Origin of the sequence: Shewanella inventionis (assembly GCF_014641855.1) — a bacterium.
GTDB classification, from domain to species: domain Bacteria; phylum Pseudomonadota; class Gammaproteobacteria; order Enterobacterales; family Shewanellaceae; genus Shewanella; species Shewanella inventionis.
The window spans coordinates 94,325-120,434 of sequence record NZ_BMII01000007.1 but is presented as its reverse complement, the minus strand read 5'-3'; the positions used below and the strand labels follow the sequence as shown (position 1 = coordinate 120,434).

Here is a 26,110-nt window from a genome sequence, read left to right as displayed (position 1 = left end):
CAACTAAGGGTTAATGCGCGTAGGCATACCGCTACGTGTTTCTAATGAACGTTTTAATGTCATTGAATCCGTTTCTGGGTGAGCAAGGAAACGTGTCATTTTTTGGTCTAGGGTTAATGACACAGGCTCTTTTGAATCAAACTCTTCTTGCGTTTTTGACAAAGGCTCGTGCACTTCAATATAACGGCTACCATCTGGCTCTGCTGTGGCTTTAATCGGTTTATTTAAAAACTCAACGCGAGTACCAACCGGCACAGTTTCAAACAAATGCTTAATATCATCATCGCGTAAACGGATACAGCCAGAGCTCACACGTAAACCAATACCAAAGGTGGCATTTGTGCCGTGGATAGCAAATAAGTTACCTACATATAATGCATATAAGCCCATTGGATTGTCTGGACCAGCAGGCCATACTGCGGGCAGGGTAATACCATTTGCAGCATAAATGCGACGAGTGTTGGCAGTTGGTGTCCAGGTGGGTCTTTCACGCTTACGCTGAACTGTGGTTACCCAGTTTTCTGGCGTGTCACGGCCAATTTGGCCAATACCAATAGGTAACACTTCAACGATATTTTTACCCTTTGGATAATAATATAGGCGCATTTCGGCAGAGTTAATCACAATGCCTTCACGCTTGGTGTCTGGCAAAATTAATTGGTGAGGAATAATTAACGTACTTCCTGGTTTTGGTAAAAATGGATCAACACCAGGATTGGCTTCGATAAGGTTTGTTAAGCCTAATTGAAATTCTGCAGCAATTTGCTCTAATGTTAGTTTACCTTCTTCAGGCACCACATAATATTGGTTTTCACCCACTAAACTACTGCCATCGGCCGGTAAACGGTATTCAACAGCAGCGCTTGAAAAGCTTAATATTATTGCAGACGCGGCGGCGAATGCTGTGCGTAACGAATTTATCATAAGGGGGGTATCATTCCTAAAAATAGACGTTATTTAAGTCAGACTACAATATCTTACAAAGCTTGACTATTGAATAGCGCGCATCCTCACTTATTACGCCTAATATTTCAACTGATTTTTTTGCACTTGAGTCATTTTAATCCCAGGCGCTTCGCTAGGCGATGCAGGTTACCCGAATCAAGTTGTAAGCTTCGTGCTGTTGCGGCCCAATTTCCATTGTGAAGGCGTAAAATTTGTTGGATATATTGGCCTTGAAATTGTTCGGTTGCATCACGTAAGTTCATTTGAGCTTTAGACGAAGCTGATTGTTTAATCGTGTTTTGGGGTGTTGGCGGTAAGTGATTTTCGCCCTGGGGAGCAAATTCAAAATGATGCGCTTGTATGGTGCACATACCATCTCGTATGCCCGCTGATTTTGCGAGTACTGCCGCGCGATGAATGGCATGTTCAAGCTCACGAATGTTTCCTGGCCAATCGTACTGATTGAGTAATGCTAAGGCGTCACTACATAATCCTAAATGATTTAGCTGTAATTGTTGGCGATAGCGCTCAATAAAAAAGCCGGCCAACAAATGAATGTCTTTAGGTCGCTCTCGAAGCGCTGGTACCACAACGGGAAACACACTTAAACGATGATATAAGTCGGCCCTAAAGCGACCTGCGAGTATTTCGCTTTTTAGATCTTTGTTGGTGGCAGCAATGATGCGTACATCGACTTTTAAGCTGCGGTCATCGCCTACTTTTTGCAAGTCACCGTACTGCAATACTCGCAGTAATTTCGCTTGTAAATTAAGCGGCAATTCACCTATTTCATCTAGGAATAATGTGCCTTTATCAGCCACTTCAAATTTACCACTGCGATGGCTAATCGCCCCGGTAAAAGCCCCTTTTACATGGCCAAATAATTCGCTTTCGGCAACTGACTCTGCCAATGCGGCGCAGTTTAAATACACCAATGGTTTATCTGCGCGGGGTGAGTGTTGGTGTACGGTTTTGGCGATGAGTTCTTTGCCTGTACCCGTTTCGCCTAAAATCAATACGTTTAGTTCAGTTGCAGCGACAACATTGACTTCATTGAGTAATGCTAAAAATGCATCGTCCTGGCCGATAATCTCAGTGGCAGTATCGAGTTGCCCCTTGGTTTTATTGTTGATAAGAGCAAAGTTATTGGCTTGTTTTTCAAGTTTATCAATCAGTAAAGCATTATTAAGTGAGGCGGCGGTTATGGCGCTTATGCTGCGCAATTCATGATTGGTAAAATGATCAAATTTATTGGGGTCAAGGGCATCAATAGTTAATGCTCCAATCAGTTGATCGTTAGCAAAGAGTGGTAACCCCACACAGGCGTGTACTTTTAAATCACCATCCACATTAGGGATTAATCCATCATAAGGGTCGGGTAATTGGCTGTCGGCAGGAAAGCGCACCACATCACCGGCCCGCGCAATGGCCTCAAGCCTTGGGTGTTCATTGATAATAAAACGTCTACCCAGTACGTCTGCGCTTAAACCATCAATGGCTAATGGGGTAAATTGATGGCCCTGAAACGACAATAACGCAGCGGCATCACATTCGAGAGTGTCTCTGAGCGTGGTTAATAAACGTGAAAATCGATCGTGAGTTGATAAATTTGCAGTGATATCAAGCGCGATACGAGTTAAATCTGTCTGACTCAATGCCATGGCAAACTCCGAGATGAACTACATACTTGTCATTATGACAAGTGTAAAAATAACAACAAGGGTTGCGTAGTTATCATGATCACAAAAGGGCCGCTATGTTCATAAAAGGGCCCTTTTGTGAGTTAATTACTCGGTTATAGTGTTATGCCAATGCGACGGTTTGCTTCGCTTTAGCGCTCTTGCTACTAATGGCTTTTTTGATCAAATCAAATAAAAACGCTGCCATCAATAATCCACCAACACTAAAGATAATGTCGCCGAACATTCTCATCCATACGAGGTTTTCAACTAACTCACTGTGAATAACCGCAGGTGAGCGCGCATACCAGTAACCGTGATCGATAGCGGCAAAGAACTGTACAATACCTACAGGCAATAGCGACATAAAGACCATCGCAGCAAGGCCAAGGTTTAACGTCCAAAATGCCCCTTTAAGGTATTTATGGTTCCATTGCATGTTGCCAGTTAATCCACGTAAGCAGAATAGCATCAGCCCCATGCCGAGCATGCCGTATACTCCCATAAATGCAGCGTGAGCATGGGTAGCCGTCGTGTTTAAGCCTTGAATAAAGTACAGCGAGATTGGTGGGTTGATTAGGAACCCTAATACCCCAGCACCTACTAAATTCCAAAATGAGGTGGCAACAAAAAACATAATGGCCCAGTGATAACGCTCCATCCAAGGGCTGGCTTTACGTAAGCGATAGGTCTCCATTGCTTCAAAGCCAATGAGGGCTAAAGGCACCACTTCAAGGGCCGAGAATATCGCGCCCCATGCAATCACAGAGGTTTGAGTGCCAGTAAAGTACAAGTGGTGCAGGGTACCGATTAAGCCACCGGTTAAAAAGATAACCGTAGAAAACAATACTGCACCGTTGGCACTGCGTGCACGGATTAAGCCTAAGCGAACTAGCATTAATGCAATAACCGAGGTGGCAAAGGTTTCAAAGAAGCCTTCTACCCACAAATGCACAACCCACCAGCGCCAATACTCTGCAATTGCAAGGTTTGAGTGTTTGCCCATAAATAGGCCTGCACCATAAAACAAACCAATAGCAACACATGAGGCATACAGCACCCAAATAACCGGTTGCATGTCGTTACTGACTTTAAGTGCCGGACGCATTGAAGCCGTAACTAATGCAAGCCAAATTAATAAACCACCCAGTAATAGGATTTGCCACACACGGCCTAAATCAATGTATTCGTAGCCTTGATGTCCAAATAAGAAGTTCATGTCGAGATCAAAATACTGCTGGACGCCTAACCATTCACCCGCCATAGAGCCTAGAACGACAATAACTAAAGCCACCCACAACACATTAACGCCAAGGCGTTGATACTTCGGCTCATAACCAGATAATGCTGGTGCAATATAAAGCCCTGTCCCTAACCATGCAGTGGCAATCCAAAATACGGCTAGCTGGGTGTGCCAGGTACGCGTAACCGAATAAGGTAAGATTTCAGAGATGGCGATGCCGTAAAACTCCTGGCCTTCTACTGCGTAATGCGCGGTCACGCCTCCCAATAATATTTGAAGTAAAAACAGACCAATAGCGGTAATAAAGTATTTGCCTACTGCTTTTTGCGATGCAGTTGGTTTAGTGTGAAATAACGGATCTTCTTTCGCGGGTTCAGGTAACGACTCTTCTTTACAGCTGGCGTGATGCCAAATCAGCATCCCTACACCTAAAATCAGGGTGATAACACTTAATATTGACCACACGATATTGTCTGAGGTGGGTAAATTGCCAATTTGTGGGTCGTACGGCCAGTTGTTGGTGTAGGTGTAATCATAACCTGGGCGCTCAGTTACCGCGGCCCATGCGCCCCAGAATAGGAAAGCATTTAATAACTCACGATGTTCGGCATCGGTTATCGTGCCTTCTTTCATGGCGTATTGTTCACGCAGTGAGCTTAATTCTGGGTCGTCACCAAATAATGACAAATAATGTTGCATCACCTGGTTAATGGCGGCAATACGCGTATTTGACAGTGCAACATAGGTCTTGTCTTCAGCCCCTTTTATCACCGTATTATGACGAATATCATTTCTAAGGGCTTTTTCTAACCCCGCTTGTTGCTCAGTATCAAGATCAGCAAAATCGCGGTTAAAACGTTCTTTTGCCGTAATAGACAGCCAGGCTTGTGCTTCACGATGTAACCAGTCTGCAGTCCAGTCGGGTGCCACGTATGAGCCATGACCCCAAATTGAGCCTAGTTGATGTCCGCCCATTGAGCGCCATACTAACTGGCCTTGTTCAATATCGTGTTGAGTAAAAATAGGTTGGCCATTAGTGTCAGTAAAGGCTGTTGGAATGGGTGGTTTTTCTCGATAGATGCCACTTCCTAAACTGAGTAACACAGTAAAAGAAGCGACTAGCACGATTAGCAGTGCAATGCCGGTGAGTTTGTTTTTGCTCATAAGTCCTCTTAGCACAAAGTCATTTTGATACAGATAACCTGACATTACACAAGACGTGCCAACTTTTTATTTTTATTTAACGTGCTGATTTTAAATATTAATTTTTTGTGTCGGCTTGTTGTTGGTGTGTCATTAAGACATTCTTTTTGTGTGTCATTATGACTGTTTCGTGTCAAAAAGACTGTAATTGTTGGCTTGTGATGTATTTTTGAAGCGACTTTTAAGGCTAGCTAATTTGAAATTTTTAAACGTTGAACCAATCTAAGCAAACCTAGATAAACACTGGCGTAGTGTTAATGTATTGTTGCATTTGGGTATTCGTAGGTTGTTTTTTAACCCTTTTATACTATGGACAACGTAAGCTTTGGCGCTGATAGTAGAAAATCGTTAACTAAAAGGAATTAGCAAAATGCACTATAAAACAATTATTTTTAGCTTAATCGCGAGTCTGCTTATTTTTGTGCCATACAAAGGTGAGGCCAGCCAGTTGCCTGAATGTCAAACAGCGGAATGTGTTGAATACTTTAAAGCCTACCGCATTTTGACTAAACGTGGTCATTCATCGGCAATGGCAATGTTAGGTGAGTTTTATTATGCCGGATATGGTACTGATAAAGATTTAGACATGGCATTAAAATGGTATCGTCGTGCAGGTAAATTTGTATTGGATGCTAAATACAAAGCTGGAGTCTTGTATTTGCAAGACACTCACCTTAAAGATGTCGACGAAGGTATCGAATTTTTAGAATATGCCTCAAAATTGGGCCATGCTCAATCATCATACTTATTGGGTAAGATGTATTTAGGTGGTGGTATTGTCGAAGAGGATATGGGCAAGGCAGACCAATATCTTGCACGAGCTTACGAAGAAAAAAATTATGCTGCTAGAGATTTTGGTCAACAACTTTATCTGCATGAAAAAACGAAAGATCTGCCTCTAACGCAATTGTATGCATTAATTGCAAAAGATGTAGTGACGTTATCACCTAAGCAGGGAGGGGCAGCTGAACAAACTGCGGCGGTAGTGTTCCCAGAAGGTGAAATGGAAACGCTAGATGTGACGATGGATACGTTTGAGAACATGTTTGGCTCTCACATCGCTCAATTGAATCATATGATCCCAGACACATCAAAAGGCACTGGCTCAAATATCCCTGGGCAAACATGCGCTAAAATGTGGGGTTGTAGCAGTGAAGGCGATAGCTTGCGCATAGGTGATGTTATGCTATCTGACTGGGGCTTAGAGACTCTTCAATTTAGAATTGAAGGTTCAGTATTCAATATTAGATAAAAGAATGTTAAATAAGCCAATATTAACTATGTAGGCTTTGGGCTTAAAAAAGTGACTCATGGCGAGTCACTTTTTATTGCCAGCCTATTTTCCATTGCTGTGGATCTTTTAAATCGCGCCATTCGATAGCAAATTCAGCGTTATTCATTTCTGCGCGAATAATGCATTCAATCACATTTTGTTGCTCATCATATTCCACTTTGGTAACGCTAAAGTGCTTAAGCTTATTAACCACCTCAACTTTAGTCCATTTGCTGTGAAGTAATTTCTTAGGGTGAATTCGATTCATGCGGTTCTCTATTTGGCTACGACGTTAGCACCAGATTACTGGATAAATGGCAGTAATTGGTTGAGCTCATCAATCACAATGTCGGCAAGGTCTTGATAGCGGCTTTCAACACCGTGTGTAATTAAACAGGCAATCATGCCGGCATTATTGGCGGCTTGAATGTCATATAAATAATCACCGACATACATAATGTGCTCAGGGGCAATTTGCCATTGGTTTGCAATTGCTAATAGTGCATCTGGTGCAGGTTTTGCCGGGTAGTCTTCTCTGGTTAATACGTGGTCAATGGCGATAGCATTTTGTTTTACTTTCATTGTGCTGGCCACAAGACTGTTGCGGGTGACAATGGCTGTGGGCAGTTTTGCAGCTTCAATCGCGCAAATTAACTCGGCCATGCCTTTAATCGGTTTGGCTGTTATCGCGTCTTGGTATTCATGTTCAATAATAATGTCGTTGGCACGAGCCTGACTGGTTTGACAGCTCAATTCATCAACGTATTTAAGTAGGTCTATACCTTCTGGGCAGCCGATTTGTTGGCGTATTAAATTAAAGTCTAAACTCGACTCAACTAGCGTGCCGTCTAAGTCGAAAATAATGCCTTTAATTTTATAAGGTGATTGCAATTTTTGGCCTTTTTATCTTACATATTAAAAGATTAGCGTTGAGCATCGAATGCAATAGAGTGTAACTCAATTGCAAAAGGGCCTTGCTGCTTTTGTGCTACAAGAAAACCAACACGATCAACATCCATCAAGCTTAATGCTGGTGGATTGCTTACCGTTCGTCCTCTAAAGCTAACCGTAAAATCCTCTACTGTAAAAGTATGCTTGGTAAGCATACCCGCTTGGGTAGTAAAGTTGGCAACGTAGGCTTCACCATAAGACAGCTTAGGTGTTTTTAAACGCAGTTGATAAACCTTACCGTCACCTTTAACTGCAATAGTGAGTGCTGATGCAGCAGATATTTGATGCTTAAACCGAAACTCTGTCGATGCGAATCCACCGTTATTGTCTAACGACACATTACCGGTAAACAACAGTTCTTGCTGTTGATTCTGTTTGATTTGGCTTTGTGATACACCGCCCATCACAGTGTCATTATTGATCTGCCAATGTTCAAAGTGATTCTTGTCTGCAAAATGAAATAACATAGTGTCCTCACTCGTCGCATTAGCCGAATTCATCAAGATTACCGCGACAATAGCGCTATTGGTCAAGGTGTGTTTACACAGTTTATCAGTGTTAAAGGCTAACATCATTGATCCCTCTGCAGTATTGTTTCGTTTGGGTTCGGTGAATTTCGCCGTAAAAAAATGGCTTATCAGGGTGAGGGATAAGCCAAAGGGTCTTACGGAGGTTGGTTACACTTTCATGCATAGGGTTAAATCGGGTCTAAATTACTGACAACGAATGTATTGAAGGTTAATCATGGACCTTTATTCATTCACTGATTATTTTTACGTGAGTTTTTGGGATTCGGTTCAATTTATTTTTGATTTGCTCAACAGACCAATATAAGCGCTTAATGAGCTAAAACTGAGTCTTGTTATTCATGGCGTTCTATCACACAAATCAGTATCCTAGTATGAGGTTTTATTAGGATTAACATATGTTAAACGTAAACGATGGATCATCACCTGCAGCCCAAGAGCTTAGCTTTAATGTGGTGAGCATTAACTTATTTAACTTTATTGAACCGCCTTATGCGTTTTATGACTTTGAAAACATTTACAGCGACAAGCAATGGCAAAAAAAGTGTGCCTGGTTGAGTGATTTTATTGAACAAAGTCAACCAGACATTATCGGTTTTCAAGAGGTGTTTAGCCCAGATGCCTTAGCTAAACTGACCCAATCATTAGGGTATGACTATTTTGTGGCCTTAGATGAGCCAGAAGTGATTAGCGACTATGTTTACCGCAGCCCAGTGGTGGCGATTGCTTCTAAATACCCGATTGTTGATGCTGTGAATGTTAGCCCAGATCCGCAATGGGTCGCTCAATTAGGCCTAGCTGATACTTTTGCATTTAGTCGACATCCATTGAGGGCTACGATTGAATTACCCGTATTTGGCCCTTGTGATTATTATGTTATCCATCTTAAGTCAAAGCGCAGTGGCGTAAGCCGCGACGACATTAGCGAGAGCGGCCTTAGCGGCGCACCAGACTTTGTAGCACGCCAGGTGCTGGGGCGGTGGGCGTCGAGTTTACAACGAGGCAGTGAGTCAGCATTGTTGTGCCACCAAATGTTAATGCGTCGTCAGCAAACTCAGCATCCGTTTATGTTAATGGGTGACTTTAATGACACGCTGGGCAGTGAGTTATTAGCGGCCTTTAATAATCAGCTGCGGGTGTTTCGCAGTGATATTGAAGACCCGAAATTAGCTAAACTTAGCGAGACCGCGTTAATGTCAGAGTTGCATCAAAGCAGTTTGTACGACAGTTATGAATTGTTTATAGCCGCAACCAAATGTAACGCAACATTGGCACAAGATGAGTTTGAATCGGCATCGATCATAGATGATGAACCACACCTTGCAAGACAACCCACTCATTATTACGGCAACACAGGATCTGTACTTGATTATATTTTAGTGTCGAGTGAGTTTAACCCCACTCAACAGCAAAATTTGGCGCATGTTATTGATTATCAAACCTTCGACAGGCACCTTGTTCGACCCGATTATGAACGCGACAGTGACAGTACTGATCACGCGCCCGTGATGATGCGCTTTAGCGTCAGAACCTAAGACTGACAAAGAGTTTGGTTAGTTAGGGGCAACACTTTACTTGGTATTTTCTTCAAACATCACATAATGGCTTTGCTGCATGCCAAGAGACTCATAGGTTTTTTGAGCAATTTTATTATCATGCTCAACATATAATCTAAAGCTTGCGGTGCCACCATTGGCTGCGGCAAAGTCTTTCACTGCTTGGTAGAGTTTGCCATAAATGCCCTGGCGACGGTTTTGCGGGCGTACATACACACTTTGGATCCAGTAATAATTACTGGCGCGCCAGTCGCTCCACTCGTAAGTGACCATCAATGAGCCTGCAATTTCGCCGTCAATTTCAGCCACTAAATAAACCCCGCGTTCAGGGTGCGTTAATAGCCCCTCGACTCCTTTGGTCAGTGTGTCTTTATCTAGGGTTAAGTTTTCGGTTTCCATTGCCATGGCTTGATTAAAATTAACTAGGGCGTGTAAATCGGCGTGTTGGCCAGCTCTTATTATCATGAAATTCTCGCAAATAATTGGACATTGAGGAATGCCGCGATCGTTAATGAATTTTTATATATTCGTTCGTGGCAGCTTTAGTGTACGCCAATATCACACCGTTTCGTAAGAGCGTATGAGCAAACTCATGGGATAAAATCAGTGTTAATGGGGTTGATGGCTTGAGTAAGTAAACACTGCACGGGCAACAATGGCTTATTGTGCCTTTGTTTAAAGGCTAAATCGAACAGCTGGTGCATATTTATACACAAAAACTGACTGGTTGTAGCGAATAAAAAGAGGTCATGTTGATAAGGGATTTCACTCTGCCTTGAGGATAACCTTGAGTATTATTCATGCTCAGGCCTTAGCGTAAACCTTATTAGTGCTCACTTATTTACTCTTGTCCACTAACGTATAATTGAAATTATTGTGACTATGCAGTAATGTGACGCCACGACAATTTAGATCAATGTCACAAACTGCATAAATTGATGGAGATAATTATGAAAGTTGCTGTATTAGGTGCTGCTGGTGGTATCGGCCAGGCTCTAGCTTTACTGTTAAAAACTCAACTGCCTGCGGGCTCAAAGTTGTCTCTATATGACATCGCTCCTGTTACTCCGGGTGTTGCGGTTGACTTAAGTCACATCCCAACAGACGTAGAAGTAAAAGGTTTTGCTGGTGAAGACCCAACGGCTGCATTAGTTGATGCTGACGTAGTATTAATGTCTGCTGGTGTAGCGCGTAAGCCTGGTATGGATCGTTCAGATCTATTCAACATCAACGCTGGCATCGTACGTAACCTAATGGAAAAAGTGGCAGTTACTTGCCCTAAAGCATTAGTGGGTATTATTACAAACCCAGTTAACACCACTGTAGCCATTGCTGCTGAAGTGTTAAAGAATGCCGGTGTTTACGACAAAAACCGTTTATTCGGTATTACTACTCTTGACGTTATCCGCAGCGAAACTTTTATCGCTGAGCTTAAAGGCTTAAACGTTGCTGACGTTAAAGTGAACGTTATCGGCGGCCACAGCGGTGTGACGATTCTGCCACTACTTTCTCAAGTTGAAGGTGTGACTTTCACTGATGAAGAAGTTGCAGCAATGACCACTCGCATTCAAAACGCGGGTACTGAAGTTGTTGAAGCTAAAGCCGGTGGCGGCAGCGCAACATTATCAATGGGCCAAGCAGCATGTCGCTTTGGTTTATCATTGGTACGTGGTCTACAAGGCGAAGCCAACATTGTTGAATGCGCCTATGTTGACGGCGGCAGTGAGCACGCTGAATTCTTCGCACAGCCAGTATTACTTGGCAAAAACGGCGTAGAAAAAGTATTACCTTACGGTGAAATCAGCGTATTTGAAGCTAACGCTCGTGATGCAATGCTAGACACCCTTAAAGGTGACATTAAATTAGGCGTTGAATTTGTTAAGTAATTAACAAAGCTATGCAAAAAAACGCGAAGCCTTGGCTTCGCGTTTTTGTTATTCAAAACACCTAATACCTAAAACCTAACACAGAATAGTTAGCCTCTCGATTTACTTCCATTTCATTTTTCACATTGTCTACAACCACAATCCTACAAAGCGCCAAAGTCTTAGATTAATACCTTACCTTATTGACATACCGACATTATTTTTTATGTGGATCTAAAGTGCCATTGCTGTTTTACGCAAAATTCTGCAAGTTACTAATATGTTAAATTTGGAAATCGCTGAAATGAGCAATAAAAAAAATAGCTTAACGCTACCGCTGCTTTTACTGGGTTGGATTTTTTCGATTCAGTCGGCTCAAGCAACCGACACGCATTACACCCCACTCACTGATTTTGGTGATAATCCCGGTGAGCTGACAGGCTTTTATCTTCCCGCGACTGATACCTCAAATACTTCTCCAACAGGAGATTTCTCTTTAGTGGTGTTACTGCATGGTTGTATTCAAGATGGTGTTGAGCTAGCGAACAAAAGCGGATTAACGTCATTAGCGATAGCGAATAAGTTTGCGGTTTTAGTGCCACAACAAAGCTATGACAATAACGTAAAGGCTTGTTTTAATTGGTTTGCAAGTCAAGATACACAAATAGACAGTGGTGAAATGTTATCGATAAAAAACATGATACTGGCCACTCAAGAAAAACTAGGCGCAAAACATGTTTATGTTATCGGGTTATCAGCGGGTGGTGCTATGGCGAGCGCTGCAATCGTCAATTACCCCAATCTATTTCAAAGCGGTGCGGTCATCGCTGGCTTACCCTATCCCTGCGCCGACAATTTGATTAAAGCCATCTCTTGTATGAAACAAGGGCCTGCGCAGTCAGTTGAAGAATTAGCCCAATTTGCTAAAGCAATACATCCTAAACAAACACGCTGGCCTTCACTCAGTATTTGGACGGGGGACAGTGACAATGTCGTCAGTGCAAACAATGCGAAAATGCTGGCCTCTCAATGGCAAGTGCTAACTCAATCTAATGCTAAGCCGACAGTCACCAATGGATCTGGCTACAGCGTCTCACGTTGGAAAGATAATCAAAATAATACTGTTATCGAACTCGTTACGATCAACAGTTTTGGTCACGGCATTGCCGTTAATCCAGACATAAAACATGGCGGTGAACAAAGTGATTTTTTACTTAAAGCACCGATCAGCAGCATTAATGAAGTCATCAAATTTTGGGGTATTTAATTAATTTTTATATTTAAGTGTTTATTTTTAATTGTATTTTCATTTTATTTGTTTGGCGAGAAAAGAGCAAAACGCATACTACTATAGTACCGATTCAATAAACTTGAAAATGCGATACAGTCAATGTGTGAACAAATAACAGTCAATAAACCAATAAGAAAAATGAGTTGTTAATCGGAATTTGCAGTAATTAAAACCATTAATAATAACTATTACAACGGGGACCTGTATGAAACAGAATACGATTAAAATGAGCTGCATTGCTTTAGCCATTTCGTCAGTGTTAACCGCTCAGCATGCGATAGCCGCAGAAAATGACAGTAACAGGAGCGATAAACAACCTGTACTAGAACGCATTGAAGTGACCGCACGTAAAACAGTGGAGAGTTTACAAAATGTGCCAGTAGCGGTGACATCGGTTAGTGCCACAGAGTTAGCCGAAAATGGCATCAGCGTGATGACAGAAATTCAGCAGTTTTCCCCCAACACCACATTGCAATCAAGCCGAGGGACTAACTCTACACTAACAGCCTTTATCCGCGGTGTTGGCCAAGAAGACCCATTGTGGGGCTATGAGCCTGGTGTGGGTATCTATATAGATGATGTTTATATTGCCCGTCCGCAAGGTGCGGTGTTAGACATTCTCGACGTGCAGCGAATCGAAGTGTTACGTGGGCCTCAAGGCACGCTGTATGGTAAAAATACCATTGGCGGTGCGGTGAAATATGTCACCAAAAAAATGTCTGGTGACGGAGAGTTAAGCCTTAAAGGCACAGTGGGTAGTTATGGCCAAAAAGATGCCAAAATTGCGGGTCAATTACCGATTGTCGATGACAAACTTTACGTCGGTTTTGCCTTTGCAAGTTTAAATCGTGATGGCTTTGGAGATTTTAAGACTTCAGCATTAGATGACCAAGATACCGATAACTATAACAAGGATGTAATGGCAGGGCGGTTAAGTGTTGAGTACACCCCTACAGACGACCTGTTTATGCGATTTACTTACGATAAAACCGAAGATGATTCTAATTCAAAAGGAGGTTATCGACTGCTTCCTAGTTTATTAACCGATGCCCCTGTGCCAGACAGTAAATACGACTCTTACACCAGTATGCCGACATGGAACAAGGTTGAAACTGAAGGTTGGAGTGCGACGGTTGAATATAATTTTAATGAGAATTGGAGTGCGAAATCAGTTACCGCTAAGCGTGAAGGCGAGTCACTCACCAACATCGATTTTGATAATACCAGCTTACGTATTTTCGATGTGCCGGCTATTTATGAAGATGAGCAATTTAGCCAAGAGTTTCAAGTGAACTATGTTGGTGACAATCTCAATTTAGTCTCTGGTATTTACTATTTTGATGGTGACTCTTGTGGCGTTTTTGATGCGATTTTAGAAGAAGCTTTTAAAGCATTTGGTGGGTTAACTCGTGAGGTTAGCGGTTGTAATAATAGCGAAAGCTACGCCGCTTATGTGCAAGGGTCATACAGTTTTACCGAAAAACTGTCGATGACATTAGGCGGCCGCTACACCCGCGAATCTAAAGAAGCCACGGTATACAATGGTGTAATATTCGATAGTATTTATCCTGAAACCGGCTGGTATCCTGGTTTTGTGCGTGATGACACCTTAATTGAGTCGCAAATACCTAAAGTGCTCGACGATGAAGAAACATGGTCTAAATTCAATCCTCGAGTGGGTCTAGAGTATCAAGTGAATGATGACTTGATGGTATTCACCAGCTACTCACAAGGCTTTAAATCGGGCACGTTTAACCCAAGGGCAACGGGCGCCGAGCCTGCGGTTGATCCTGAAACGGTTAACTCATATGAGATAGGTTTTAAAAGTGAGTGGAACGATAATCTTCGTGTAAATGCCGCTGCATTTTATCTCGATCATAAAGACAGACAGTTTGTGACAGTGTTACCGGGCGAAGATAATTCTGATCTTAATCAACGTTTAGGTAATATCGGTAAATCAACCGCGACAGGTCTTGAGCTTGAAGTTGAATTTGCGGCTACTGAATCACTGGATTTGTTTGCCAATATCGGTTTAATTGATGCGTCATTTGATGAGGTCATCTCTTACGACGCTCAGGGTACTAAAATTGATATTAGCGATACCTACACCATTACTAATACCCCTGATACCACTGCCAACCTAGGCTTTAGCTACAATATTGAATCAGATATTGGCAGCTTTATCCTAAACGGTAATTACTATTACCGCAGTGATTACGATTTAGCGGTCGTGGATAACTTACTGAGCCAAGATGGTTATGGACTGCTTAATTTTGGTCTAAATTGGTATAGCAATGATGGTCATTGGAATGCTGGGTTACATTGGAAAAATGTCACAGATGAAGAGTATTTGGTGGGTAACTACGCCTTTGTTACACCAACAGGCGATGGCGACTTTACCCCTGGACTCGGCGGCGATAATACCTTAGTTGGTTACTATGGTGATCCAGAGACTATTTCATTAACGGTTGGCTATACGTTCTAAACATTGTGGTCATTTATTGAGGAACCAACACATTAGGTTAGATAAGAATAGCCGGTCTCATAAGAACCGGTTATTCTGTTTTTATTGCTTATCTATAATGAACCATAACAATATCAATAATAATATCAACGCAATGTAAGGGAGTCATAATGTCTCAAATTAAAGTTGCCATTGCAGATGACCATCCATTATTTCGTGCCGCTCTTACTCAAGCTGTGCAAAAAAGTGTCAACGATGCACACATGCTTGAGGCGGAAAACTTTCAAGAGTTAATTGCTTTAGTGGAGCAGCACCCAGATATCGAGCTTATCTTTATTGATTTACACATGCCAGGAAACGATGGTTTTACTGGCCTCACGTTATTACAAAATCACTTTCCAGACATTGTGGTTATCATGGTGTCATCTGACGATCAGCCTGAAATTATTCGTAAAGCTATCAATTTCGGCGCCAGTGCATTTATCCCTAAATCGGCCAACTTAACCCAAATCTCTGCAGCGATAGACACTGTGCTCGAAGGAGAAGTTTGGCTGCCAGAACACACCAATATCAGTGCCGATCAACACACCGCAGCCGAGCATCAACGATTAGCAAAGCAATTAGCTCAACTTACGCCGCAGCAATACACTGTGCTGGCTAACATTGCCAATGGTCGATTAAACAAACAAATTGCGTATGACTTAAACATTAAAGAAACCACAGTAAAAAAACATGTATCAGCGATTTTGCTCAAACTCGAAATTAATAATCGCACGCAAGCGGGCTTGGTATTTCAGCAATTAATGATTACCTCAACTGAAAACCAGCAAGTAGAGGCGTAAGCATAATCTATAAAAGTAATAAATGCGGCTAAGAGCTTCAATGCTAAAACTAAATGCCTCTCAGTGAGGCATTTTTTGTGGCCATTAATCTATTGGTTGTATGAATTATTCAGGGGGTAATTGTTTAATAATCCGCTTTAACGCGATTGCCTTAAGCGGTTTACGTACAAAACTAAACTGGGCACTGCTGGTGTGTTGCCTTACGGACTCCGACGGGTCGGCAGAGCAAATAATACAGGTGGGTTTGTTGTTGTCATTAAGATGATTGGCCAGTATATATTCTACTAGGTCGACACCATTTTTATCATCCTCTAAATGATAATCAGCAATGATCAGTTTGGGTTGTGGATGTACTATTAATTGTTGTATCGCGCTGGATTGATCTTTAGCCGTAATCACTTGGCATCCCCAACCACTGAGCAAGGATGAGATGGCTTTAAGCATCAGGTCGTCATTATCGATAACCAACACGGTAACGTTGATACTATCGCTGTTAATCTCGTCTTCCGATGTTATCTCAGGAGCCCTAAGTGGTTTTCGTTGTTGTAATACTCGGGGTATTTCGACACTAAAACAGGTGCCTTTTCCAATCTCAGAATGTAGCGATATTGTTACATTGAGCAATTTAGCGATACGATCGCAAATGGCTAATCCTAGACCTAACCCAGGGATTTCACGGGTTAATTCTAAGCGTTCAAACTCAGTAAAAATCGCTTGTTGTTTATCAAGCGGGATCCCCGGGCCATTATCCCAAACTTGTATTAATATTGACTGCTTTAGTCGCCTTACGCCCAAGAGCACCTTGGGTATAAACGCTGTTGTTTTACCCTGATGGTCTGCTTGCTCTTTTGTTTTGCCTGAGGGTGAATAATGAAACGCATTGGATAGAAAATTCTGAATAATTCGCCTCAACAACCTTTGGTCGCTTTGAACAAAACACGACGACATTTGATATTTAAAATCAATACCTTGTTGAATAGATAAGGCGTTAAATTCATTAACTAAGGTAGAGAGTAAGTCATCTATCGCAAATTGGCTTTGCTCGGTTTTGAGCGACTTACTGTCTAACCGTGATATTTCCACTAAGTCGGATAATAGGCTTTCAACAACGTTTAATGACTCTTCAATATTGCTAGCCAAATCTTGTAATTCAGTCGATTTAACGCGTTGCTTTAGCATATCGGTAAATAACGTTAAGGCATTAAAAGGCTGCATTAAGTCATGGCTGGCGGCGGCTAAAAAGCGGGTTTTACTACTGTTAGCGGCTTCGGCCTCGGCTTTGGCTTTTTCCAGTTCTTGAGTGCGACTTTCTACGCGCTTTTCGAGTGTTTCATTAGCCAATTGCAACGCTTTTTCGGCTTCAATATGCGCGGTAATATCAGCAAATGTACTCACAAAACCGCCACCTGGCATAGCTTGACCACGGATCTCTAATACTTTGCCATTAAGCATGGTACGTTGAAAGTGATGCGGGCTGCCACCGCGCATATGCGTTAAGCGTTTCTCTACCAATTGATGAGCTTCATCGCCAACAATAATCCCTCTATCGATATTGAAGCGAATTAATTGTTCGATATGCAAACCGGCTTTAACAAAGTCTTGTGGGTAATCTAGCAGTTCAATATAGCGCTGGTTCCAGGCCACTAAACGCATGTCGGCATCGACAACACTGATGCCTTGTTCAATGTTCTCCACTCCAGATTGCAGCAGCTCTCGGTTAAACTCAAAAATTTGGCTAGCTTCGTCAACAATGCTCACTACATCTTCAAGTGGCACGTGTTGCACTCGAGATGCGGCATTCATTACCATACGAGTTGATGCTGAACCAAGTACGCCAGATAATTTTAAACGAGTATAGTCAACCAATTGTTGCTGCTGGTGTTTTCCACTAAGTTGCTTTGCTTTTGTTAATAATGCATCGGCTTCATCTTTATTAATAAAACGGTTTAACAAACTGGCTAAATCATCAATCGACAAATGCCTTTCTGACTGCACAGGCTTTCTATTTACAAATAAATCTGCTTGTAATACCTCGCCAACACTTTGCTCTTTTAATAATGAAATGATCACAAAACAGCCGATGTTTGCCGCTAAACTGTAAAATACTCCGTGGCTGATACTGTCTAGACTAGTTAATCCAAATAAGGCTGTTGGAGTTAACCATGTAATATCAAACAAGCCAAATTTAACCCAATGCGCATCTGGGAATGTCACCGGCAACAGTAAGGTATACAGCCAAACAATGCTGCCCATAATTAAGCCCACAAAAGCCCCTTGAGTGGTGGCATTTCGCCAATATAAGGCACCAATTGCAGCTGGCGCAAATTGAGATAAGAGCACAAATGAAAGTAAGCCGATGCTGGCTAGGTGGTTTTGTTGATCAATAAATCGCTCAAATGCAAAGGCTGACAGTAAAATCACCGCGATCGAAACACGGCGTAAATTTAATAAAATTCCTGATAACTGCGGCGTTTGTTGCGAGCTAAATTTTGATAGTCGTAATAGTAATGGCGTTAACATTTCGGTAGATATCATGGTGCTTAATACAATTGCCGCTACGATAACCATAGCGGTGGCTGCCGCGAGCCCGCCAATATAAACCAATATGCCCAGCCAAGCCTGCTGATAAAATAGCGGCAATGTTAATACATAAGTATCAGCACCTACACTGCCGCCTGGGAAACTCAATTGCCCTGCAAGCGCGATGGGCAGAACAAAAATATTAATGAGGAGTAGGTATAATGGCACCATCCAACGAGCCGATTTAAGTTCCTTGTCATGATTATTTTCAATCATCATCATGTGAAACTCTTGTGGCAAGGCGTACATGGTTATCGCCCCTAAAATAACCTGTGACACAATAAGATAAATAGAATCTGAATGAGTAGTTTGTTCAAGGCTTTGGCTTTTAGTGAGCAGGTCGCCAAAACCATCAAATAGGTAAAAAGTGGCAAAAATCCCAACCGCAGTCAGGGCCAATAATTTAACAATAGAGCTAAATGCAATTGCTAATACTAAGCCATGATTATGCTTACTGGCAGAGAGCTGGCGCGCGCCAAATAACACGCTAAAAATAATCAGCACAATGGTAACAACAAATGCGGTGCTAATGCCTGACTGAAAAGTGCCGGTGAGTAAATCAAAACTGGTGCTAATAGCTCGTAATTGCAAGGCAATGTAAGGAATCGTGCCCAGTAATGACACTATGGCGACGCTAGCCGCCAGTTTAGGTGAGCGGTCAAAGCGGCACGCAATAAAGTCGGCAATGGAGGTGAGGTTTTGGCTTTTAATGATGTGCAATGTACGTATGAGCATTGGCCAGGCTAAGACCAAACAAATAATCGAGCCGATATAAATGGGCGCCAGCCATGCACCAGTCGTCGCCGCTTGTCCAACCGTGCCGTAAAATGCCCAAGAGGTGCAGCAAACGCCAAGCGATAAGCTATAAATCCACGGTTTTTGGCTGACTTTTTTTACCGCCTGATTCTGCCCCCATTGCGCAACCACAAACAGCATTGCCAAGTAAGCAATCGAGATCAAACTGATCAGCCATGCATCAATAGATAACCAAGCCTGCAAGTTATTCCCCAATATTTTTTATTGTGTGTTCTTGCGAAACTACACTAGACGCCCTGTTTGATAAAGATTTTTAGCAATGCGGTGAACTAAGGTAGTACTTATTTATCCATATCCATCAGATAACATGATTAGCATACGATACAGTCATGAAGGTACCGATTACGCCTATGAACATAACCCATAGATACTTGGTTGAAGGTTTGGTTTTTACCAGTTATGTGCTCTTTGCGATGGCATGGGTTGGCGGGACTGCCAGCATGAGTAACATAATGGCTTCAATGCATATTGATAGCCTAGCTTCTGCCAGTTTTATAAGTGGTGCGGTAACGTTAGCCAAAATTGTCGGCACGTTTGGCGCCGCTTATTTAGCGGTTAAAGTGGGGGTTAAGTATGCTTTTTTATTCGCCTCATTATTAATTGTGGTCGGAATTGTTACCCCTTACGCAACCCATTACGAGCTGCTATTGGCAAGCCGATTTTTAATGGGCTTAGGTGGCGCTTTTATGATTGTTTACTTTAATCCTATTGTGATGCAATGGTTTGCACCTGCCGAACGCCCGTTGATAAATGGCTTAAATGCGGTGGCTTTTAACGTTGGCACTGCGATTGTACTGTGGGGCATGACCAGTATTAATGACATTACCGGCGGCTGGAAAAGTAGCCTGGTGTTGTTTTCGCTTGCCAGTTTAGTACTTGCCATTCTGTGGCTGCTAGTAAAGTTTGACTCTCCGGCTGAGGTTAATCACGCAGCAGGATCAGAACCCGCAGAATATGGCTATATGGACGGGTTAAAAGACAAATTTAATTGGCTCTACGCGTTTACCTATTCTGGGCTGCTGTCGTTTTATATCTGCCTATTCACTTTTTATCCGCAAGCGGGTATTAGTCAAAGTAAGTGGGTGATTGGTTTTGGCATTGTCGGCACCATAGCGGGGATGTTATACAGCCGAAAAAATCCAATGCGCCTTCCCATTATTCGTTTAAGCGGGCTGATTATTTTTATTACAGTACTAGGTTTGTCATTTAGCTCCCAGCCTTGGTTACAAATTTTATGTGCGATGGTATTAGGCTTTTTTATCTTTTTCCCGATAACCGCATTAGTGTCTATTCCTCATGAATTACCGCAGATGACAGGGCAAAAAATTACTGTGGTGTTTAGTTTGTTCTGGTCGATGAGTTATCTCGTGTCGACTATTGTTTTGTGGATATTTGGCAAGTTAGTGGATATGAATGACGGCAGTTACACCAGTTCATTTTTGATGATTACTTTGCTTACCGGCACGGTATTTGTAGGCAGTTATTTTCTACCTGAAACGGGTAAACCTAAGGAGTCATAATAATGAGAGGCACTGTGTCTGCTAAGTTGACTGATTTTCTGGCCCAGGCAAATAGTAATATCGCCTTGGCTAAGCAAAATAATATCCAATTTACCCCAAGTATACTGCGGGAAAACTTAAACAAACTAAGCGGGTTAATGAGTGACTCTCCAGCGGTGACTTACATTGCAGATAAAACGCTTACCTTAACAGACCGCAGTATTAACGTAAGAGTATACAGCCCAGCCCCAAACACGGCTTTGCCTGTGCTAGTGCATTTTCATGGTGGTGGGCATATGTGTGGCAGCGTAGAGTTGTACGACCCCATTTGCCGCCACCTTGCCAGTATTGCTCAGTGTGTGGTGATTTCTGTTGAGTATCGCTTGGCGCCAGAATATCCTTATCCAGCGGGTATCGATGATTGCGAATATGCATTAATTCATTACGCAGATTTACTCGATGATGTTAAGTATTTGCCCAAGGTTACTATCATTGGTGACAGTGCTGGTGGCGCCATTTGCACCAGTTTAAGCATGAAAAGTTTGACTGATAAACGGATTAACATCGATCAACAAATTCTCATTTACCCAAGTGTCGATTACACATTAACTAGCCCATCATTAGACAGTAATGGCACTGGTTTTTTACTCGAAACAACGCGTATTAAATGGTATTTCGAACAGTATTTTCAATCTACTGATGCCAATATCATCAAACAGGCTTCACCTTTATTAGGGCCGATGTCAGCGCAGTTACCTAAAACGCTTATTTTTACAGCCGGCTGTGACCCACTTCGTGATGAGGGCATAGCTTATGCTAAGGCGTTAACTGCAGTTGGTGTTGATGTTGAGCATCATTCGCTTGACGACATGATCCACGCCTACATGTTACTGCACGATCTCGTTAAAGATGAATGCATGAAAACCTACCTTTACATCGCTAAGTTTATGGCCAAGGTTTAACTGCAGTACCCACAGCCAGTTGTTTTTGACAATAAAAAGCCCTTATCGATATGAATAAGGGCTAACACTTAATATGAGATTGCCTGCTATAAAATCAATAACCCCAAGCTTATTGTGCTGTCCAGGCACCATCCATGGGTAATGCTGCGCCGGTAATGCCTTTTGCAGCGCCGCTACAAAGAAACAATACAAACTCACCTATTTGTCTTGGTGCTAGCATTTCTGGTAAGGGTTGTTTTGCGGTAACCAATTGATATTTAGCCTCGTCAAAACTGAGGTTTTTGCCGCTTGAAATACTGTCAATTTGTTTGCCTATAAGCGGTGTATCAACCCAACCTGGGCATATAGCATTAACCGTAATACCTTGCTCTGCACACTCAATTGCCACCACTTTGGTTAAGCCCACAATGCCATGTTTTGCTGCGCAATATGCCACTTTATTTGCTGAACCCACTAAGCCATGTACCGAGGCAATATTAATAATTCGCCCCCATTGTTTATTACTCATTGCTGGAACAACTTTTTGGATGGTATGAAAGGCAGAAGATAAGTTAATTGCGATGATGTCGTTCCACTTTTCAATCGGAAAGTTGGCCACATTTTGAGTGTGTTGAATGCCTGCGTTATTGACTAAAATATCAATAGCGCCTAATTGGCCCACGGCCGCGTCCATAAACTCATGTATACAGGCAGGGTCTCTTAAATCGGTATTGCTAAAACAGGTATTTATTTGGTATTTAGTCGCAAATTCAGCGGCTAATGCCGTGCCTTCAGCTTGGGTCATCAAACCATGTAATACGATATGGCAACCTTGTTCAGCCAGTACATGTGCAGTGGCTAAGCCTATACCGCTTGTTGAGCCGGTGATCAGTGCTACTTTCCCTTTTAGTCCCGTGTGTAACGTCGACATAGTATCGGTTCCTCAATCCAATTTAGTACTTTCAGGGTAAAGTAATTTAGGCACAATTTAATTGGCACCTTAGTACCATATAACATTTGTCAATTTGGAATGTAGATGAATGAGCTACTACCAGTTAATTGGCTCGCCTTGCCAGTCGAGGTAGCTGGCTTCGCCATCGGGCTCACTGTTGTCCATAATCTGGTGAAGTTGGTTGGCGACAAAGGCTGGGGTAAAAAGCTTGCCTTGAGGTACGTTGGCTTGAAACGGTTTTGATAATGGCGTGTCGGTGGTGCCGGGGTGAAACGCAATTAGCTTCACGCGTTTAAGGCGTCTAGCAAATTCTACTGCCGTGGTTTTAATGAGCATGTTTAATGCTGCTTTTGAGGCGCGATAACCATACCAACCGCCGAGGCGATTATCTGAAATACTGCCGACTCTGGCACTCAATATGCTGATAACACATTTTTGCTCACCGCTGACTTTGTGGCGCGCTTGCGACAACAATGGCGTGAGGGCGCTTAGCCATAACATGGGTACAATACTGTTGGCATAAAAGAGCTGCTCTAACGAGTGTGCATTAATATCTTCTATGCGTTTTTCTGGCATTAAGCCAGGCTCTTTTTTGTTGATGTGCTGGTTTTTACTGTGCAAAATACCATTACACATCACTATGCGTGTCACTGTGCCTGCAATGGCCGCAATGTCGGTAACACATTGTTCTATTGAGGCTTGTTGATAATCACAGCTAAAGTGCTGGTGGTTAATACTTCCCATTAGCTCATTGTCTGTTAGCTCATTGTCTGTTAGCTCATTGTCTGTTAGTTCAGGCAATTTAATGCTGGCCTGACGGCTAATGGTAATGATTTGTAACGACTCTGCGACAGGTAAGTTTGGCTGCTTTGCGTGTTGATTACAGGCTTGCTCGATAAACGCCTTGGCAATAAAGGATGATGCACCAATTACAATTATAGTCTTGGTTGACGTTGGTTCACTCATGCGCTTTGCCCTTATTTAATCTTGCAGTTGCCGTTATCACAACGTTTTTGCCCCGTAAGTAAATAAGATATGCGGTAGCGATTACGGGCAAAAGCCAGGTAGGCCAAGTCAGCAACAGGTTTAATCACTGGCAGACGTAGCAGTTTTACCCAGCCGTGTTTACCGGTTAAGCCCCATGCTTTGGCGGTAACATCTAAACCATAAATCCAACTGCCATCGGCTTGCAGGCCATGCAATATGGTGTTGGCTTGCTCTACATCTAACTCAGGGAATCGGTGATTAATATCTGCTGCGTTAATGTCTTCAAGACCAATGCGGTTTAAGCTGTCATAACGCTTAAGTTGCTGCATTTCATTAAGGCACAGTGGGCAGGTGCCATCGTAAAAAATAGTCAGTTCCATTATTAACCCCGTGTAACGATTATGTCGATTATACGCATCAGAACCCTAACTAGTTTACCTTTATTGTCAGTCGCATTGATCGTTTAAGATTTATGATCTTTTTATTTCGTCATGGCGTATAGATTAAAAACAATCCACTAGGGCTCAATAATGCCATTAAGCCAAGCCATCATTAATATCACTAATTTACGTTTACGCACCTTTATTGGTTTTAACCAAGACGAACGCGAAAAACAGCAAGATGTGGTGATCAATATTGAAATTCATTACCCCGCAGATCGATCGTTTCAAACCGACGATGTTGCCGATGCACTAAACTACAAGATAATCACCAAAAAAGTGATTCAGCATGTAGAAGAAGGTCGATTTTTATTACTCGAAAAACTGGTAGCAGATGTACTCGATATTTGCCGAGAGCATCCAAGCGTAACGTTAGCTCGAGTGACTATCGATAAACCCCATGCACTGCGTTTTGCCGACTCTGTTTCGTTGTCTTTAGAGTACCGCAGTTAACCTATAGATTAAGGATGTTATTATGACCACCATTAATGACATAACTCGCGCCGAGTTGTCTGCTGAAGCAATAAAAGTACAACAGGCGTTAGTCGCCCACGGCCTTGAAACGCCGCTTGTGCCAAGTGACATGACCAGCGAGCAAAAATATCAGCGTATTAAAGGCTTAATGACAGAAGTTGTCTCAACGCTTGGGCTTGACTTAACCGACGACAGTTTAGCTGAAACGCCGCACCGTATTGCTAAAATGTACGTCAACGAAATTTTCTCTGGCCTTGATTATGCTAACTTTCCTAAAATCACCCAAATCGACAATAAAATGGGCGTTGAAGAGATGGTGAAAATTAGCAATATCAGTGTGGTGAGCACCTGCGAGCATCACTTTATTACCATCGATGGCTTAGCAAAAGTGGCTTACATTCCTAAAGGTAACATTATCGGTTTATCTAAAATCAACCGTATAGTGCGCTTTTTTGCTCAGCGGCCACAGGTGCAAGAGCGCCTGACCCAGCAAATTTTAGTGGCGCTGCAAACCTTGCTCGAAACAGAAGACGTTGCAGTGAGCATTAATGCCACCCATTACTGCGTTAAATCCCGCGGAATTATGGACACCTCATCAAGCACCCAAACCACTGCGCTTGGCGGTTGCTTTAAAGCGAATCCAGCGAGTCGTGCTGAATTTTTAGCGTAATGTTATTCGGGTTACTTCAATTTATTTAATGGCTTCAACACGTCCCCGAGTTGAGGCCATTTTTATATGAAAAAGTTTAATCCTTAACGTTTATGATAAATACTTACCATAAGCACTTAATTTGCTTATGATAAGTACCAAGTCTTCAATTAAAAGATAAAGAGAATATTATGGAACGCACAATACTGATAACCGGTGTAGGCAAGCGAATTGGTTATGCTCTAGCCAAATATTATTTAGCCCAGGGTCATCATGTTATTGGCACTTATCGCACTCATTACGACAGCATTGAGCAGTTAGGTAAACTTGGAGCCAGTTTACATTCGTGCGACTTAACCGACCCCGCCGCGATTGATAAACTTATTGCTCACATCAATCAGCATCATGATCGTCTTGATACTATTATCCACAACGCCTCAGACTGGTTGCCAGACAACAGCGGTTTAAGCCCAGCCGACACCATGACACGTATGATGCAAATTCATGTTTCGGCGCCTTATCAAATCAACCTCGCTTTAGCGCCATTATTAATAGCGACAGCTGAAACGTACGACGACAATATCGGTGCCAGCAATATTATCCATATCACAGATTATGTTGCTGAAAAGGGCAGTAAAAAGCACATTGCTTATGCTGCCAGTAAAGCGGCATTGCATAATATGACCTTGTCGTTTGCCAGTTTGCTAGCCCCGCACGTTAAAGTGAACTCCATTGCCCCGGCAATGATTTTATTTAACGAACATGACGATGATGCCTATAAAGTCAAAGCGCTAGCAAAAGCGATATTGCCTAAAGAAGCCGGTAATAATGAAATTATTAGCCTCATTGATTACCTCGAAGGCAGCCACTATGTTACTGGCCGCAGTTATGCTGTCGACGGTGGCAGGCAGTTAAAATAGGCGTCAATAATCT

At 42.5% G+C, this 26,110-nt stretch carries 22 protein-coding genes; 11 read left to right on the top strand and 11 right to left on the bottom strand.

Annotation, left to right across the window (positions count from 1 at the left end; all coding sequences use genetic code 11):
- Window positions 1–3: 3 nt before the first annotated feature.
- The 3 genes from IEW93_RS05700 to IEW93_RS05690 form a co-directional block, all read right to left on the bottom strand.
- The gene (locus tag IEW93_RS05700; RefSeq protein ID WP_373284881.1) at window positions 4–921 is read right to left on the bottom strand and encodes a L,D-transpeptidase family protein; all 918 of its coding nucleotides are present in this window, start codon (window positions 919–921) and stop codon (window positions 4–6) included.
- A 134-nt stretch (window positions 922–1,055) separates the two neighbouring features.
- Window positions 1,056–2,606 (bottom strand): nitric oxide reductase transcriptional regulator NorR, encoded by a 1,551-nt coding sequence (gene norR, locus IEW93_RS05695; protein WP_188737830.1) that lies wholly within the window; start codon window positions 2,604–2,606, stop codon window positions 1,056–1,058.
- A 142-nt stretch (window positions 2,607–2,748) separates the two neighbouring features.
- Window positions 2,749–5,031, bottom strand: a complete 2,283-nt coding sequence (locus tag IEW93_RS05690; protein WP_188737828.1) for a nitric-oxide reductase large subunit — start codon at window positions 5,029–5,031, stop codon at window positions 2,749–2,751.
- A 409-nt stretch (window positions 5,032–5,440) separates the two neighbouring features.
- Between IEW93_RS05690 and IEW93_RS05685 the strand changes: the two genes are divergently transcribed.
- Window positions 5,441–6,322: a tetratricopeptide repeat protein gene (locus IEW93_RS05685; protein ID WP_188737827.1), complete on the top strand. Its 882-nt coding sequence runs from the start codon at window positions 5,441–5,443 to the stop codon at window positions 6,320–6,322.
- A gap of 73 nt (window positions 6,323–6,395) precedes the next feature.
- Here the strand turns inward: IEW93_RS05685 and IEW93_RS05680 are convergent, their stop codons facing one another.
- The 3 genes from IEW93_RS05680 to IEW93_RS05670 are packed head-to-tail and all read right to left on the bottom strand — an operon-like array spanning window position 6,396 to window position 7,869.
- On the bottom strand, window positions 6,396–6,611 hold the full coding sequence (locus IEW93_RS05680; RefSeq protein ID WP_188737824.1) for a TIGR02450 family Trp-rich protein: 216 nt from the start codon (window positions 6,609–6,611) through the stop codon (window positions 6,396–6,398).
- A 35-nt stretch (window positions 6,612–6,646) separates the two neighbouring features.
- On the bottom strand, window positions 6,647–7,234 hold the full coding sequence (locus IEW93_RS05675; RefSeq protein ID WP_188737822.1) for an HAD family hydrolase: 588 nt from the start codon (window positions 7,232–7,234) through the stop codon (window positions 6,647–6,649).
- A gap of 32 nt (window positions 7,235–7,266) precedes the next feature.
- Entirely contained in the window at window positions 7,267–7,869 is a 603-nt protein-coding gene (locus IEW93_RS05670; RefSeq protein ID WP_188737820.1) for a CIA30 family protein, read from the bottom strand.
- A 350-nt stretch (window positions 7,870–8,219) separates the two neighbouring features.
- Here IEW93_RS05670 and IEW93_RS05665 point away from each other — a divergent pair, with 350 nt between their 5' ends.
- Window positions 8,220–9,356 (top strand): endonuclease/exonuclease/phosphatase family protein, encoded by a 1,137-nt coding sequence (locus IEW93_RS05665; RefSeq protein ID WP_188737817.1) that lies wholly within the window; start codon window positions 8,220–8,222, stop codon window positions 9,354–9,356.
- A 36-nt stretch (window positions 9,357–9,392) separates the two neighbouring features.
- Here IEW93_RS05665 and IEW93_RS05660 read toward each other — a convergent pair whose 3' ends face one another.
- Window positions 9,393–9,842, bottom strand: a complete 450-nt coding sequence (locus IEW93_RS05660) for a GNAT family N-acetyltransferase (protein WP_188737815.1) — start codon at window positions 9,840–9,842, stop codon at window positions 9,393–9,395.
- Window positions 9,843–10,327: 485 nt separating this feature from the next.
- On the opposite strand from IEW93_RS05660, the gene mdh reads away from it, so the two are divergent.
- The 4 genes from mdh to IEW93_RS05640 all read left to right on the top strand — a co-directional run bounded on the left by mdh (window position 10,328) and on the right by IEW93_RS05640 (window position 15,839).
- Window positions 10,328–11,263 carry a malate dehydrogenase gene (gene mdh / locus IEW93_RS05655; protein WP_188737813.1) on the top strand — a complete coding sequence of 312 codons (936 nt, stop codon included), beginning with the start codon at window positions 10,328–10,330 and terminating at the stop codon, window positions 11,261–11,263.
- Window positions 11,264–11,546: 283 nt separating this feature from the next.
- The gene (locus IEW93_RS05650; RefSeq protein WP_188737811.1) at window positions 11,547–12,509 is read left to right on the top strand and encodes an extracellular catalytic domain type 1 short-chain-length polyhydroxyalkanoate depolymerase; all 963 of its coding nucleotides are present in this window, start codon (window positions 11,547–11,549) and stop codon (window positions 12,507–12,509) included.
- A 229-nt stretch (window positions 12,510–12,738) separates the two neighbouring features.
- Window positions 12,739–15,018, top strand: coding sequence for a TonB-dependent receptor (locus tag IEW93_RS05645; protein ID WP_188737809.1), 2,280 nt, complete (start codon window positions 12,739–12,741; stop codon window positions 15,016–15,018).
- Window positions 15,019–15,167: 149 nt separating this feature from the next.
- Window positions 15,168–15,839, top strand: a complete 672-nt coding sequence (locus IEW93_RS05640) for a response regulator transcription factor (RefSeq protein WP_188737807.1) — start codon at window positions 15,168–15,170, stop codon at window positions 15,837–15,839.
- Between the two features lie 105 nt (window positions 15,840–15,944).
- Here the strand turns inward: IEW93_RS05640 and IEW93_RS05635 are convergent, their stop codons facing one another.
- A complete protein-coding gene (locus IEW93_RS05635; protein ID WP_188737805.1) occupies window positions 15,945–19,418 on the bottom strand; it encodes a hybrid sensor histidine kinase/response regulator in 3,474 nt (1,157 codons plus the stop codon).
- 167 nt (window positions 19,419–19,585) lie between these two features.
- On the opposite strand from IEW93_RS05635, the gene IEW93_RS05630 reads away from it, so the two are divergent.
- Window positions 19,586–20,755: an MFS transporter gene (locus tag IEW93_RS05630; RefSeq protein WP_188737881.1), complete on the top strand. Its 1,170-nt coding sequence runs from the start codon at window positions 19,586–19,588 to the stop codon at window positions 20,753–20,755.
- Between the two features lie 2 nt (window positions 20,756–20,757).
- A complete protein-coding gene (locus IEW93_RS05625; protein ID WP_188737802.1) occupies window positions 20,758–21,696 on the top strand; it encodes an alpha/beta hydrolase in 939 nt (312 codons plus the stop codon).
- A 109-nt stretch (window positions 21,697–21,805) separates the two neighbouring features.
- Here the strand turns inward: IEW93_RS05625 and IEW93_RS05620 are convergent, their stop codons facing one another.
- The 3 genes from IEW93_RS05620 to IEW93_RS05610 all read right to left on the bottom strand — a co-directional run bounded on the left by IEW93_RS05620 (window position 21,806) and on the right by IEW93_RS05610 (window position 23,994).
- Window positions 21,806–22,606 (bottom strand): 3-hydroxybutyrate dehydrogenase, encoded by an 801-nt coding sequence (locus IEW93_RS05620; protein ID WP_188737801.1) that lies wholly within the window; start codon window positions 22,604–22,606, stop codon window positions 21,806–21,808.
- Between the two features lie 117 nt (window positions 22,607–22,723).
- Entirely contained in the window at window positions 22,724–23,593 is an 870-nt protein-coding gene (locus IEW93_RS05615) for an SDR family NAD(P)-dependent oxidoreductase (protein WP_188737799.1), read from the bottom strand.
- Window positions 23,594–23,604: 11 nt separating this feature from the next.
- Window positions 23,605–23,994, bottom strand: coding sequence for a thiol-disulfide oxidoreductase DCC family protein (locus IEW93_RS05610; RefSeq protein WP_188737797.1), 390 nt, complete (start codon window positions 23,992–23,994; stop codon window positions 23,605–23,607).
- Window positions 23,995–24,144: 150 nt separating this feature from the next.
- On the opposite strand from IEW93_RS05610, the gene folX reads away from it, so the two are divergent.
- From folX to folM, 3 genes are all read left to right on the top strand, one after another.
- Window positions 24,145–24,507: a dihydroneopterin triphosphate 2'-epimerase gene (folX, locus tag IEW93_RS05605; protein WP_188737795.1), complete on the top strand. Its 363-nt coding sequence runs from the start codon at window positions 24,145–24,147 to the stop codon at window positions 24,505–24,507.
- 22 nt (window positions 24,508–24,529) lie between these two features.
- Window positions 24,530–25,198, top strand: coding sequence for a GTP cyclohydrolase I FolE (folE, locus tag IEW93_RS05600; RefSeq protein WP_188737793.1), 669 nt, complete (start codon window positions 24,530–24,532; stop codon window positions 25,196–25,198).
- Window positions 25,199–25,368: 170 nt separating this feature from the next.
- Window positions 25,369–26,097 carry a dihydromonapterin reductase gene (folM, locus tag IEW93_RS05595; protein ID WP_188737791.1) on the top strand — a complete coding sequence of 243 codons (729 nt, stop codon included), beginning with the start codon at window positions 25,369–25,371 and terminating at the stop codon, window positions 26,095–26,097.
- The last annotated feature ends 13 nt before the right edge of the window (window positions 26,098–26,110 follow it).

What these genes read in the sequence shown, in the direction of transcription:
- mdh (WP_188737813.1), top strand. Translation starts at nt 10,328, where the DNA reads ATGAAAGTTGCTGTATTAGGTGCTGCTGGTGGTATCGGCCAGGCTCTA.
- folE (WP_188737793.1), top strand. Translation starts at nt 24,530, where the DNA reads ATGACCACCATTAATGACATAACTCGCGCCGAGTTGTCTGCTGAAGCA.
- IEW93_RS05690 (WP_188737828.1), bottom strand. Translation starts at nt 5,031, where the DNA reads ATGAGCAAAAACAAACTCACCGGCATTGCACTGCTAATCGTGCTAGTC.
- IEW93_RS05620 (WP_188737801.1), bottom strand. Translation starts at nt 22,606, where the DNA reads ATGTCGACGTTACACACGGGACTAAAAGGGAAAGTAGCACTGATCACC.
- folM (WP_188737791.1), top strand. Translation starts at nt 25,369, where the DNA reads ATGGAACGCACAATACTGATAACCGGTGTAGGCAAGCGAATTGGTTAT.
- IEW93_RS05630 (WP_188737881.1), top strand. Translation starts at nt 19,586, where the DNA reads ATGAACATAACCCATAGATACTTGGTTGAAGGTTTGGTTTTTACCAGT.
- IEW93_RS05625 (WP_188737802.1), top strand. Translation starts at nt 20,758, where the DNA reads ATGAGAGGCACTGTGTCTGCTAAGTTGACTGATTTTCTGGCCCAGGCA.
- folX (WP_188737795.1), top strand. Translation starts at nt 24,145, where the DNA reads ATGCCATTAAGCCAAGCCATCATTAATATCACTAATTTACGTTTACGC.
- IEW93_RS05640 (WP_188737807.1), top strand. Translation starts at nt 15,168, where the DNA reads ATGTCTCAAATTAAAGTTGCCATTGCAGATGACCATCCATTATTTCGT.
- IEW93_RS05680 (WP_188737824.1), bottom strand. Translation starts at nt 6,611, where the DNA reads ATGAATCGAATTCACCCTAAGAAATTACTTCACAGCAAATGGACTAAA.
- IEW93_RS05670 (WP_188737820.1), bottom strand. Translation starts at nt 7,869, where the DNA reads ATGATGTTAGCCTTTAACACTGATAAACTGTGTAAACACACCTTGACC.
- IEW93_RS05665 (WP_188737817.1), top strand. Translation starts at nt 8,220, where the DNA reads ATGTTAAACGTAAACGATGGATCATCACCTGCAGCCCAAGAGCTTAGC.
- IEW93_RS05650 (WP_188737811.1), top strand. Translation starts at nt 11,547, where the DNA reads ATGAGCAATAAAAAAAATAGCTTAACGCTACCGCTGCTTTTACTGGGT.
- norR (WP_188737830.1), bottom strand. Translation starts at nt 2,606, where the DNA reads ATGGCATTGAGTCAGACAGATTTAACTCGTATCGCGCTTGATATCACT.
- IEW93_RS05615 (WP_188737799.1), bottom strand. Translation starts at nt 23,593, where the DNA reads ATGAGTGAACCAACGTCAACCAAGACTATAATTGTAATTGGTGCATCA.
- IEW93_RS05610 (WP_188737797.1), bottom strand. Translation starts at nt 23,994, where the DNA reads ATGGAACTGACTATTTTTTACGATGGCACCTGCCCACTGTGCCTTAAT.
- IEW93_RS05685 (WP_188737827.1), top strand. Translation starts at nt 5,441, where the DNA reads ATGCACTATAAAACAATTATTTTTAGCTTAATCGCGAGTCTGCTTATT.
- IEW93_RS05660 (WP_188737815.1), bottom strand. Translation starts at nt 9,842, where the DNA reads ATGATAATAAGAGCTGGCCAACACGCCGATTTACACGCCCTAGTTAAT.
- IEW93_RS05645 (WP_188737809.1), top strand. Translation starts at nt 12,739, where the DNA reads ATGAAACAGAATACGATTAAAATGAGCTGCATTGCTTTAGCCATTTCG.